A 12,249-nucleotide genomic window follows, 5' to 3' on the forward strand; every position below is an offset into this window, starting at 1 on the left:
TCCAATCAACATGCTAAAACTCGACAATACCCTTTAACACAGCCTTAATTTATAAAATTGCAACAAAAGGATGCTATCTCACGGCCTGACATGTAGTATTCTTAGGTGTGAGGTGCTGACATGAATAAAATATCATTTAAAATTAGTCTGCTTTTCTTTCTAGCTATTTGTCTGTTAGAAGGAATTTCGATGTTTTTTTTACACAATAATATAATCCACTCCCGTGTACATGAAGAATTATCCGCACTTCAGACAAGGGGGAATAATCACCGCGATGTACTAGAGGCATCGTTTCACGAAGATACGGTCAGGCACATTGCCATGATGGAAGCGCGGACCGATACACAAGTCGTGTTAACGAAGCCAGATGGATCTATTTATATGTCATCCAATAAGGTGACAGATGAAATGAAAAAAACGATAAAGTCTACCCCTAAACGTGTTCCCCATGAAGGATTAATCTTAGAGGAAGAATGGAAAACTGCAGCTACCATTGCTGCTGTTAGTCCGGTGATGATCGACAAGAAAGTTGCCGGATATGTCTATATGTTTCAGACTACACAAAAGATTAGGGATTTAATTTCCGAATTAAATAAGCATTTTCTTCTTGCCAGTCTCCTTACGCTTCTTTTTATGATGATGATGATTATCTTTCTAACCAGATTTGTAACCCACCCGCTTATTCAGATGAGTGAGGCAACGAAACGAATTAGTAAAGGTGACCTCTCCGTTTCGCTTCCTAAACTTGGGAAGGATGAAATCGGCGACCTTGGTGAATCAATCAAAGTGTTAGCGAAGGACTTAGAAATTTTAAAAAATGAGCGAAATGAATTTTTAGCCAGTATCTCTCATGAATTGAGAACTCCACTGACATACATTAAAGGTTATGCCGATATTGCCCGCCGGAATGATACGACTAAAGAGGATAAGGATAACTATTTAGAAATTATTCATGAAGAGTCAGTTAAACTTTCAAAGCTAGTTAAGGAATTATTTAATCTAGCAAAAATGGATGAAAACACATTTTCAATTGAAAAAGAAAAGGTTCATTTGCTGCCCTATTTTCAATCCATAATTGAGAAAGTAGCTCCTGCTTTAAAAGAGAATAAGATGAGAATTGAGCTCAATTGTTCTGAACATCTTTATGCACATATTGACCCGATCCGGTTTGAACAAGTCATTCTAAACCTCCTCGATAATGCCAGGAAATATTCTGAGCCTGACACCAAAATAATTGTTTCCATTTGCCAAGTTGATGGGAAAATTCATATTCAAGTTCAAGATGAAGGGAAAGGGATTCCCAAGGAAGATTTACCGCGAATATTTGAGCGCTTTTACCGGGTTGATAAATCAAGAACCCGTGCATTGGGTGGTTCTGGTCTTGGGCTTTCAATTGTTAAGCAGTTAGTCGAGGCACACGGAGGGACAATTGAGGCAGCTAGCAGCCCAAGTGCTGGAACAACTTTTAAGATAATTTTATAAGCAAAAGAGACATCGGGAAATTCCGATGTCTCTTCTATTTCTTATTTGTGAATCCAAACCGCACCAGCAGTGTTGTCTTTTGCTTCGCCGATGACTTGGAACTTGATTGGGTACTGATGTGGAACTTTCACTCCAGCGTCAGGGATTACGGTATTGATGTAATCCTTAGTTGAATCAAACTCAGTTACGCCTGGAAGGCCTTTGTAATCATAGATTCCACGGGTTGGAGAATTAACACTCCATGCAGGTGATGGGTCTAATGAGAACGCAGCGTCTGCAACTTGGTAGCGGGTTGTTTGGCTGATTGAGTCTTTACCCTTTAGGTTAAAAATAAGTGCTTCAGGATGAGAGTCCACTACACTTAGGAAACCTTCGCCTGGGTGTTTGCCGCCCCAATTATCTGTGAATGTATCATCAGCATACCAAACTACTAAACCAGTATTATATTTTGCATCACGAGAGTATTGAAGAGCTGTATCGGAACCAGCGTAGTTTCTCCACTCCAGGTAATAATAATGTGGCTTTTTAATCCAGCCGTCAGATACTTCAAAACCATTTAGAGTTACTTTAGGTGTACCTTCTGCATCATCAGAGAATACAACATTGCTATCCACTGTTAATTGAAGGTTATCGATTGCAAAACCATTTGGAGCAAGTCCGCCGTCTGTTACATATTCAAAAACAAGTTTAACTTTTTGTCCAGCAAATTGTGTCAAATCAAGCGATTTGTCTTCCCACTTACCTTGGGAAGTTTCATAACTATCTGTAGTATAATCATTACCAATTGTATCAAGTGTTACGCTCGTTCCATCTCCCGTTACTGCTTTTACATATAGGTAGTCGTAGTCAGTTTCAACCTCATACCACTGTTTGTAATCAAATTTAGCTGATGTTGCCCCTGTTAAATCAAACACTGGAGTTTCCATTACTGTATGAAGGTCATCGCCTTTTGTACTGTAATAGTATTTTTGACCAAACTCTGGAGCAATACCAGGAACTTTCTTGTCAGGAAGGTTTACCTTCACAATACCAGGGTTTTTAGATTTGGTAACACTCTGGTCAATTATTGTAGCAAGCCCATTTTGATCAACTTCATCATAGTTTACTTCAGTAATATTAGCCCAGTTGCCGCCAATTGTTTTTTGATAGAATTCTTTCACTTGTGGTGAAAAACTTGGTGGCTGTGTCCCAGCAATATGACCGCTCCAGCTGCCGCCGCTCATGATGGACCACTGTGCAACAGAATCACCATTACCCGTATATTGTGTATCATACTCATCCGGAGCTCCTAAGTCATGGCCATATTCGTGGGCAAATACGCCGACTGCTCCATCTTCTGGTTCAACCGTATAGTCATAGGCAGCCATTTTCCCGCCCCAGTAATTAACTGAAGCTGTTGTGTTGGCAACTGGATAAACACCATTTAATGTCCAACGGTGTGACCAGATCGCATCATCCCCCAAAGCTCCGCCGCCTGCTTCTTGACCAACACCAGCATGAATAACCATTAAGTGGTCAACCAAGCCGTCTGGCTCGTTAATGTTTCCGTCACCATCAAGGTCATAGATATCTAAGTTATCAAAGTCTGATAAGTTAATTCCAGATGCAACCGCAGCATTTAAGGAGTCTTTAATAAGTCCGCGCGGTCCTTTTGAGCCAGGCATGTTATCGTTGCCGCCTGCTGGGTTATCACTGCCGTAATCAGCGGCATTTCCCGGAACCGTCAGCCAATTGGAAACCGTTCCATCCACGGTATAGCTTCCGCCAGATTGCTCTTCATAATATTGTTTAAATGTTTTTATTTTGTCACCATTGAAAAGGGTAAAATCTTGATCACCAAATAACATTTTTTGATAATGTTCTTTACTGAAGTCGTTTGCATACATATAGCCAGGTTCTTGCTCGACATTGTTATGCTTAAAGTCAGCATACTCAACTAAAAGAACGAGTACTTCATCTTTTCGAACATCGCCGTTATAAGCAGCCTGCTTGGCAGAGTCTACTTTTACTGCCCCAGTTGGCTTGCCCTTTTTAAAGTTTTCGTGGCCCTTGTTGAGCTGCTTTGTCAGCTTGTCCTTTTGTTTTGTAAGGAAATCTTTTGCCTTTTTGTCTATTTCCTGCTGTTCCTTTGTTTGCGCTTTGTCTGCTTTACCTGGTTTTTGGCCTTGTTTTTTCTCTATGTAGGCCTTCGCTGCTTTTGTAATTTCCTCAGGTGTTGCATTTTTCGCAACTAGTCCTCTTTTTTGCAGCGCTTTACCAAGACGATCGATATCAACCACATTCAAGTCGATTGGAGCCGATGAGATGGTTGTTGCTGCGGATGCCGGTTTAGGTGCGACCGTGCTTCCAGCAAATGCGCCTGCGAACATGGTCGTAGCTACCATGGTACTAGCCGCAAGACTGGATAAGACCTTTAAGGTATTTTTTTTCTTCACCTGTTTATTCCCCCCATTTTATATAGTGCAATGTTCCACTAGAAGAACAGTGCTCTATCATTTTATCAGACTAGTATAAATATTGTAAATAATAGGAATATAGTGATAATTTACTATATAGTATTAGGTATTTTATACCAAACAAGGAAAATACTAAAATAAATATAGGCATTTAAATCCAGTAAAATACCGGACGATAACCCTTTTGGACTAATTTATCGCCTCTATCCTATTAATACTATTAAAAATTAAAATTTCGAATTTCGAAATTTAAGTAATTTGGACTAATCATATTTCGAGAAAAAAATACTCCAAAAGATACAGGCTTATAAGTTCATATGCAAAAAAACCTTATCAAGTTTGATAAGGTTCAGATTCTTTAAGATTATTCAGCTTTTTGTTTAATCTCGTCCGTTAATTCCTCAATGCTCTTTCTTACATTCGACTTTCCGGAATAGTTCTCAATTAGTTCCTTCACATCAATACCACTCGATGCCTTCAAGGACTCTTGCAATGTAGCCATTAAGTTGGTGGCATAACTAGTAATTTTATTGGCACCGCCATTTGACCCAGAACCACCGCCTGTATCCACTACAGTAATTTTATCAATGTTGGAAAGTGGTGCAGCCACTTGTTTTGCATATTCAGGAAGCATCTTGATAATCATATCCAAGATAGCAGCCTGACCAAACTGTTCGAAGGCTTCAGCAATTTTTTCCTTTGCCTCCGCTTCCGCAAGACCTTTAAGGCGGATAATTTCTGCCTCGGTGGAACCCTGTGCCTTTTGTGCTTCCGCTTTTGCCAGACCATCGAGTCGGATTCGTTCTGCTTCCGCCTTTGCCATTGCTTCAATCCTATATTTATTCGCTTCCGCTTCCGCCATTTCCTTTGCTTTATTTGCCGCTGCAGATTGCTCTACAGAATACCGGTCGGCGTCCGCCTTTTTCTTCACTTCAGAGTCATATTGGCGTTCACGGCGGAGGATCTCTTTCTCCTCAAGCTCAATTTGCTTTTGTCTTTCGATGATTTTGATTTGCATCTCTTGTTCTGTAACATCCTGCTTCGACCTTGCACTTTCTAGATCATAGGCTTGGTCAGCACGGGCTTTGGCAATATCCTGCTCTCGGCGGAATTCCGCAATCTTAAGCTGATTGATTTTTTCTGCTTCAGCAATTTCCGTAGCTCGCTCTAATTCATTCCGTTTTGCCTCCTTAGCCGCTTCTGCCTTTTTAATACGCGTTTCTTTTTCAGCCTCGGCAGTTGCAATATCGGCATCACGTTTTACTTGTGCAATTCGTGGTTTCCCTAATGACTCAAGGTAACCGTTCTTATCACGAACATCTTTAATCGTAAAGGATACAATGACTAACCCCATTTTTGCTAAATCCTGAGAGGCAACCCGTTGGACCTCTTGGGAGAATTTATCTCGGTTTTTATAAATCTCTTCTACCGTCATCGAACCGAGGATGGAGCGCAAATGTCCCTCAAGCACTTCTCTCGCTTCATTTTCCCGGTCTTCCTTCGGTTTTCCCAGGAATTGCTCAGCAGCGGTAGCTATTTCACTAATCGAACCGCCGATTTTAATAATCGCCACTCCATCTGCCATGACGGGTACACCCTGTTCGGTGTACACCTCTGGAGTGGTTACTTCAAGTTTACTAGATAGTAAACTTAATGGTTTTGCCTGCTGGAAGACAGGTAAAATAAAACTACCGCCGCCACGAATAATTTTGATTCTATTCCCCGATTCATCCACGTGGACATTTCTGTTTCCTAGAAAGCTTCCAGTTACAATTAAGGCTTCGTCTGGTCCCGCCGTTTTATACTTTGTAATAAAAACGCCAATTAATGCGAGCAGGATGAGTACAACAACCCCGATAACAATCCAAATAAATCCAAATCCCATTTTCTTAACCTCCCTATAAAGTAAAATTCTCTAAATGTTGATAAACGGTCACTTCAAGTACACCGTTTTTCACCTGAACGACAAGCACCCTTGTACCATTTGGAATGGAATCCGCATCAAAACTTTTTGCTGGTTTAGCAATTCGGCCGCTCGTACTTTCAATGATCACCTCGCCAAACCCATCAGCGGGGATTGAGGTAATCACCGTACCAACCCTTCCTTGCAAATCCGATTCTTTGTAAACAAGCGATTCCTCCGCATTGGATACTGGTACAAGCACAAATACATGTAAAAGAGTGACCAGAATAAATCCAATCACGATGGAAATCCCCAGTATAAGTAAATAATGGATAGATGATAGCTTTTCAAATAAGTATCCGCTCGCAGACATAATCGTTACAAAAGCAAAAATTAATACCGGATTAAGAAACTCCAGCCCTTCCCCTGCTCCATGAAAATGAAAGACATCAGCGAACAATACATAAATAATGGTGATGATACCTGAGATTATTAAGGCATATAAATAGATCGTTTCTAAAGGAATGCTAAAAGGTTCCAAGGCTGTCCCTCCTTATGATAATTTTAATACTGGAAGGAGTAAGAAATCCTTCCAATCCATACCCTAATTATAAAGTATTACGTTGAAGAATAGGAAAAGTTTCACAAATTTTAACTAAATTTTCCCAATGAGTAATAAAAAGTGCCATAGCTATTTGAGCTACAGCACCTTATTGAATCATATTCAGAAACTTCTTCGTTCGTTCTTCTTTTGGATTCGTAAAAATTTTCTCTGGTTTATTGCGTTCGACGACAACACCTCCGTCCATAAAAATCACTTCATCTGCCGCATCACGGGCAAAGCGCATTTCATGGGTCACAACAATCATCGTCATCCCCTCTGCTGCAAGATCCTTCATCACCTTCAACACTTCACCGACCAATTCCGGGTCGAGTGCAGAGGTTGGTTCATCAAATAACATAACCTCTGGCTCCATCGCGAGCGCCCTGGCAATACCGACACGCTGCTGTTGACCGCCTGAAAGCTGTGCCGGATAATAGTCCTGCTTATCAGCTAGACCAACTTTTTCAAGCAGAGTTTGCGCTTTTTTCCGGGCCGTCTCTTTATTTTCCCCTTTTACAACAATTGGCCCCTCCATGACGTTTTCAAGGGCTGTTTTATGTGGGAATAAATTATAACTTTGAAATACCATACCGGTTAATCGGCGAAAAGAAGCAATGTCCTTCTTCGCTACCGGCTTTGAAAAATCTAAGCTTTGGCCAGAAATTGAAATGATCCCTTTGGTTGGTGTCTCCAACACGTTTAAACAGCGGAGCAAGGTTGTTTTCCCGGAGCCGGATGGTCCAATTACCACAACAACTTTTCCCTTTTCTACTTCTAAATTAATCCCTTTTAACACTTGCAACTGGTCAAATTGTTTATATAAACCATTAATTTTTATCATCATAAAACTCCCTTTTTCCTAGTTAAGCCCCATAGCGGCCCAGTCTTTTTTCCAAGTACCCTTGAAGGATGGAAAGGAAAAAGCAGATAACCCAATAAATGAGTGCTACTTCTGAGTATACCAGTAAAAATTCGTAGTTCGTGGAAGCAATCTCTTGTCCGCGGCGAAACATCTCGGTCACTAATACCAAGGAAGCAAGCGAGGTATCCTTAACAAGACTAATAAATGAATTGGATAAAGGAGGAACCGAGACCCTGGCTGCCTGTGGCAAGATAATTCTTCTAAGGACCTGCGAATAGGTCATGCCAATTGAATAGCCAGCCTCCCACTGCCCTTTTGGCGTTGATAAAATAGCCGCTCTGATAATTTCAGATGAATAAGCACCCACACTAAGAGAAAAACCAATGACCGCCGAAATATAAGGATCCAATGTGATTCCGAGATTAGGCAGTCCGTAAAAAATGATAAATAATTGCACAAGTAATGGTGTACCACGAATCGCTGAAACATACACTCGAGCGATGATTTGAAATATTTTCACCTCTGAAATTCGGGCTAAAGCGGTCAGAATAGCCAAAATCATCCCACAAACAAAGGTAATAAGCGTTAACGGAATCGTATAAAAAACAGCCCCCTCCAGTAGCGGCTGGAGGGAACTTTTTGCAATGTCAATTAACCTTGCTGTTCTTTCCGGATCAGCAAAAATACTATTTAAGTACATCTTCACCAAACCATTTCTCAGAGATTTTTTTATAAGTACCGTCGTCAACGATCTCTTTTAACGCTTTATTGACTTCATCAACGAGTTTGTCACTATTTTTTCTAAACATAAATCCACTTGAAGACGCATCATTTGCTGTTGCTGCAACTTTAATTGGTGCATCTGGCTTTTGTTTTTTATAGTCTAAATAAGTAAGCTTATCGTTAATCGTTACATCCACACGGTTTTGTGCCAACAATTCAACTGCTTGCTGGAATCCTTCTACTCCAACAAGATTAGCTCCATATTTCTTAGCTATATCTCCATAGTTACTTGTCAGAGATTGGGCAGCGTTTAATCCTTTAATATCTTCAAATTTTTTCACCTTAGTGTTTGAAGTATTAACAATTAATACACCGGCAGACGTAATATATGGATCAGAAAAATCGTATTTCTTTTGGCGGTCAGGACGAATTCCCACCTCGTTGGCAATCATATCAAAACGTTTTGCATCTAAACCCGCAAACATGGCATCCCATTGGGTTTCTTTGTACTCCGCTTTGACACCGAGACGTTTGGCCACTTCATTTGCTAAATCGACATCAAATCCTGTTAAATTACCGTTCGTATCATGAAACGTGAACGGTGGATATGTACCCTCAGTACCAATCGTGATTTTCCCATCGTCTTGGATTTTTTTCAAAAGGTCTTGATTATCTGCCGTCTTATTATCTTTAGTATTTACAGCTTTTTTTACATCCTCCTTTTTTGCCTTTTCATCATCTTTGCCGCAAGCTGATAGAATGAACGTAAAGCTTAGCAGCAATGCCAAGAATACCATTAGTTTTTTCACGTTGTTAATCCCCCTAATTTTCAGTATTTTTCTCTGATTTAATCATTTTAAATCAGAGAATATGCTACATCTGAAGTATGCTTATTTTACCCTTTTCTTAAAAATAAAAACCTATCAGAAAAATTCTGATAGGTTAAGCAGATCGTGCACTTTTTATTTTCAAGTCGCCTGACTGTTTTCTTTTGGTGTTCGGTCGATAGAAGAGAATTCCGCTTGCTAGTAATATCATCCCGTACATAAATGTTTTAAGATCAGCTGTACCAGCAATAATGACCCAAATCGAATAACCAGTTGCCAGGATTGCAATTATACCGTCATTGATTCTTTCCTTTCCAATTGTGTATGTCTCCCCTGTCACCACTAGTTTCAATTGGTAGACCGATGAAATTAGGTATGGAACTAAATAGGCTAAGGTCGCAATGACGATGACAAAATCAAACGCTCCAGAAATCGATTTTGATACTGTTGAAAAAATAAATAGCTGCCCTAATCCATTGGAAACAATCATTGAAAACACCGGCAGGCCTTTTTTGTTTTCTTTTAGGAAAGCAGGCAAAAATAATCCTTGTTTAGCGGCTTGATAGGGAACTTCGGCCGTTAACATTAACCAGCCAATCGCTGAGCCAAACAAACTAATTAATCCAATCCCTGCTAATAATTTTCCGCCGATGGGTCCTAAAACGGTTTGAATGGCATCAATTAACGGTTTATCAGAATGAATAAGCGTGTTTTGATCGAGCATTCCCATGACAAGGGTGCTAATACCAATGTAGATACCCAGTGCAATAAATAAACCAAGTATGGTCGCCCTTTTCACATCTGATTGTTTTTTGGCCCGGGACGCAAATACGACGGCTGACTCTACCCCGATGAATGCCCATAACGTATTGACTGCAGCACCGTTGATTTGGCTCATTATTCCGAGTGCATGTCCCGCTTCATCCATTCTCGGAGCCATAAACGGCAGAATGTTGTTCTGTTCAAACGCAAATAGGCCCACAATAATAAAGAAGACAAAACCTGCTACTTTTGCTGCCGTAGCAAGGAAATTTAATCTCCCCGCACTTTCCATGCCTCGTAGAATAATAAAGTGAGTACCCCAAAGAAGTAAAGAACATACTAGGAATGTTAGTCCATTCCCTACTTTTATAGTCAGACTGCCCAACGTAAACCAGTCAGCATTGCTTGTTAAAATTGGAAAGAAGGTTGATAAATATCCGGCAAAAGTGGTTATCAACGCAACGTTACCTGCTAAGTTTCCAATCCAATAACCCCATGTAGTCATAAATCCTGATAAGGTTGAAGCATGTGAACCAGACTTAAACAGTTCTTTTGCATAGATTTGCGGACCACCCGTTAGATTTGGTTTACGAATCGCCAAGCTGCCAAAAACAAGGGCCAGCATCAACACCCCTAAGCCAGTTACAAGCCATGCCGAAATGACACCTGCTGGACTCGCTGCCTCAGATAGAGAACGCGGCAGCATAAAAATACCGGAGCCAACCATATTTCCGATGACAAGGGCTGTTAACACCCAAAATCCTAATTGATTTGATTTCCCCACGGTGGTACCCCCTCAATGTACTATTTATATAAAAATAACGTTTTTGAGATTCGATAATTAGTAATGAACCTTACTAAATATAGGATTTTCGGGGCTTTTAGTCAATGGGAATTTTTATCTCAATAAAGGATTTATACTATTTTTCAATTTATAAAAAGAGACTGCCAATTTGACAGTCTCTGCTCTTTGTTTATTTCCACCACTCATCAAACATGCTGGCCGGCAGTCTCCGTTTATGTTCGGTAAGGATATACCGTTTCTCGACTTTATCTGCTACTTCTGGGGAAACAGTCTTCCCTTCCAGATAATCATCGAGTTCATCATAGCTAATTCCTAATTCCGTTTCGTCTGCTTGTCCCGGTTTTTGATCGAGCAGGTCGGCAGTCGGAACCTTTAAATACAGACGCTCATCCGCGCCAAGCTCCTTAAGAAGTTCTTTACCCTGCCTCTTGGTTAATCCGGAAAGCGGCAGGATATCTGCGCCCCCATCCCCATATTTCGTATAGAATCCCGTTACGGCCTCCGCTGCGTGATCGGTGCCAATAACAAGAAGACCTTCCATGCCGCCAATCGCATATTGGGCAATCATTCTCATTCGCGCTTTCACATTTCCTTTATGATAGTCACTTAATGGTGATCCTTTAATACTGGCATTATATTCATTCTGTACCTCATCAACGGCACTTTTAATATTAAAAATTTCTTCGCGATCTGCCCGAATGAAAGCTAGCGAGCGCTTAGCATCTTCCTCGTCCTGCTGGACTCCATAGGGAAGGCGGACGGCAATAAACAGAGCCTCTGTACCTTCCTTCCGTAATTCTTCAACAGCCATTTGGGCAAGGCGTCCCGCTAACGTGGAATCCTGTCCGCCGCTAATTCCTAAAACAAAACCCTTTGCCTTCGTTTTTGATAAGTAATTTTTTAAAAAATCAATTCGATTTCGGATTTCTTCTGCCGGATTAATGCTGGGATTGATATTTAATTCCTTCATTATTTGTTCCTGTAAACTCATTTGTTGACCTCCTGACCAATTAATTGATATATGTAATGTACCACATTTACCTAAATTTCACTAAAAAGAAACAAGAAAAATTAGATTGTGGACAAAATATATATGACAAACTTGGAGGGATTGTATGGAAGCCAAAACATGTAATGAGACAAGAGTAGTCCGAACAAGCCGAATTTTTCCGAATGATGTAAATAACCATAATACCCTTTTCGGTGGAAAGCTGATCAGTGATATCGATATGATTGCATCCATTTCCGCTGTGCGCCATTGCAGGGCAGAATGCGTTACCGCATCGATTGATTCAGTTGATTTCCTAAGTCCGATCACACCAAAGGATTCTGTTTGTATTGAAACCTTTGTAACCTATACTGGAAACTCTTCGATTGAAATCATTGCTAAAGTGATTGCAGAAAACCTCATGTCGGGTGACCGAAAAATTGCTGCTACAGCCTTTTTAACGTTTGTTGCCTTAGATGAGAACGGAAAACCAACAAAGGTTCCGGCAATCATCCCTGAAACCGATGAAGAGAAAAAACTATATGAAACCGGGAAAGAGCGGGCAGAAAAGCGGAAAGAGCATCGAAAAAACAGTAAAGATTTGGCGAGGATTTTAACGATGCATAAGCCTTGGGAATAGGGAAAGCGAGAGGAACTGGTTTGTTTAGGTGATTAGTTGCTTCTAATGCGTAATGTAAACAATGGCCCGGAGTGATCTCCGGGCCATCTATTTTTGAATTGACTTTAATATAGGAAGGTATTGAACTCAGCTCGGCAATTTGTTGGTAATGCCCCCCTCTTATCTGTCGTAGCTCTGGGTGCCGACTCCTTCAGGGG

The 12,249-nt window shown here is 40.6% G+C and carries 10 protein-coding genes; 2 read left to right on the plus strand and 8 right to left on the minus strand.

The features are described from left to right. Positions 1-120 precede the first annotated feature (120 nt). Positions 121-1,482: a HAMP domain-containing sensor histidine kinase gene (locus V7077_RS15765; RefSeq protein WP_335503606.1), complete on the plus strand. Its 1,362-nt coding sequence runs from the start codon at positions 121-123 to the stop codon at positions 1,480-1,482. A 41-nt stretch (positions 1,483-1,523) separates the two neighbouring features. Here the strand turns inward: V7077_RS15765 and V7077_RS15770 are convergent, their stop codons facing one another. From V7077_RS15770 to nadE, 8 genes are all read right to left on the minus strand, one after another. Then, entirely contained in the window at positions 1,524-3,866 is a 2,343-nt protein-coding gene (locus V7077_RS15770; RefSeq protein ID WP_335503660.1) for an immune inhibitor A domain-containing protein, read from the minus strand. A gap of 436 nt (positions 3,867-4,302) precedes the next feature. Then, positions 4,303-5,823: a flotillin family protein gene (locus V7077_RS15775; protein ID WP_335503609.1), complete on the minus strand. Its 1,521-nt coding sequence runs from the start codon at positions 5,821-5,823 to the stop codon at positions 4,303-4,305. 13 nt (positions 5,824-5,836) lie between these two features. Continuing rightward, positions 5,837-6,382, minus strand: a complete 546-nt coding sequence (locus tag V7077_RS15780; RefSeq protein WP_335503612.1) for an NfeD family protein — start codon at positions 6,380-6,382, stop codon at positions 5,837-5,839. A 169-nt stretch (positions 6,383-6,551) separates the two neighbouring features. Continuing rightward, a complete protein-coding gene (locus tag V7077_RS15785) occupies positions 6,552-7,286 on the minus strand; it encodes an amino acid ABC transporter ATP-binding protein (RefSeq protein WP_335503615.1) in 735 nt (244 codons plus the stop codon). Positions 7,287-7,308: 22 nt separating this feature from the next. Beyond that, positions 7,309-8,007: an amino acid ABC transporter permease gene (locus tag V7077_RS15790; RefSeq protein ID WP_335503618.1), complete on the minus strand. Its 699-nt coding sequence runs from the start codon at positions 8,005-8,007 to the stop codon at positions 7,309-7,311. Next, positions 7,994-8,839: an amino acid ABC transporter substrate-binding protein gene (locus V7077_RS15795; RefSeq protein WP_420489661.1), complete on the minus strand. Its 846-nt coding sequence runs from the start codon at positions 8,837-8,839 to the stop codon at positions 7,994-7,996. Before V7077_RS15795 ends, V7077_RS15790 begins: the two co-directional genes overlap by 14 nt. 133 nt (positions 8,840-8,972) lie before the next feature. Beyond that, complete coding sequence (locus V7077_RS15800) at positions 8,973-10,403, minus strand: amino acid permease (protein WP_335503622.1); 1,431 nt, start codon at positions 10,401-10,403, stop codon at positions 8,973-8,975. 190 nt (positions 10,404-10,593) lie between these two features. After that, a complete protein-coding gene (gene nadE / locus V7077_RS15805) occupies positions 10,594-11,415 on the minus strand; it encodes an ammonia-dependent NAD(+) synthetase (RefSeq protein WP_335503625.1) in 822 nt (273 codons plus the stop codon). A 124-nt stretch (positions 11,416-11,539) separates the two neighbouring features. On the opposite strand from nadE, the gene V7077_RS15810 reads away from it, so the two are divergent. Next, positions 11,540-12,052, plus strand: a complete 513-nt coding sequence (locus tag V7077_RS15810) for an acyl-CoA thioesterase (RefSeq protein ID WP_335503627.1) — start codon at positions 11,540-11,542, stop codon at positions 12,050-12,052. Positions 12,053-12,249: the final 197 nt, after the last annotated feature.

Origin of the sequence: Neobacillus vireti, from assembly GCF_036962465.1 — a bacterium.
Classification (GTDB): Bacteria; Bacillota; Bacilli; order Bacillales; family Cytobacillaceae; genus Neobacillus; species Neobacillus vireti_B.

Coding starts and splice junctions, on each gene's coding strand:
- V7077_RS15765 (WP_335503606.1), top strand. CDS start 121: ATGAATAAAATATCATTTAAAATTAGTCTGCTTTTCTTTCTAGCTATT.
- V7077_RS15770 (WP_335503660.1), bottom strand. CDS start 3,866: ATGGTAGCTACGACCATGTTCGCAGGCGCATTTGCTGGAAGCACGGTC.
- V7077_RS15775 (WP_335503609.1), bottom strand. CDS start 5,823: ATGGGATTTGGATTTATTTGGATTGTTATCGGGGTTGTTGTACTCATC.
- V7077_RS15785 (WP_335503615.1), bottom strand. CDS start 7,286: ATGATAAAAATTAATGGTTTATATAAACAATTTGACCAGTTGCAAGTG.
- V7077_RS15790 (WP_335503618.1), bottom strand. CDS start 8,007: ATGTACTTAAATAGTATTTTTGCTGATCCGGAAAGAACAGCAAGGTTA.
- nadE (WP_335503625.1), bottom strand. CDS start 11,415: ATGAGTTTACAGGAACAAATAATGAAGGAATTAAATATCAATCCCAGC.
- V7077_RS15810 (WP_335503627.1), top strand. CDS start 11,540: ATGGAAGCCAAAACATGTAATGAGACAAGAGTAGTCCGAACAAGCCGA.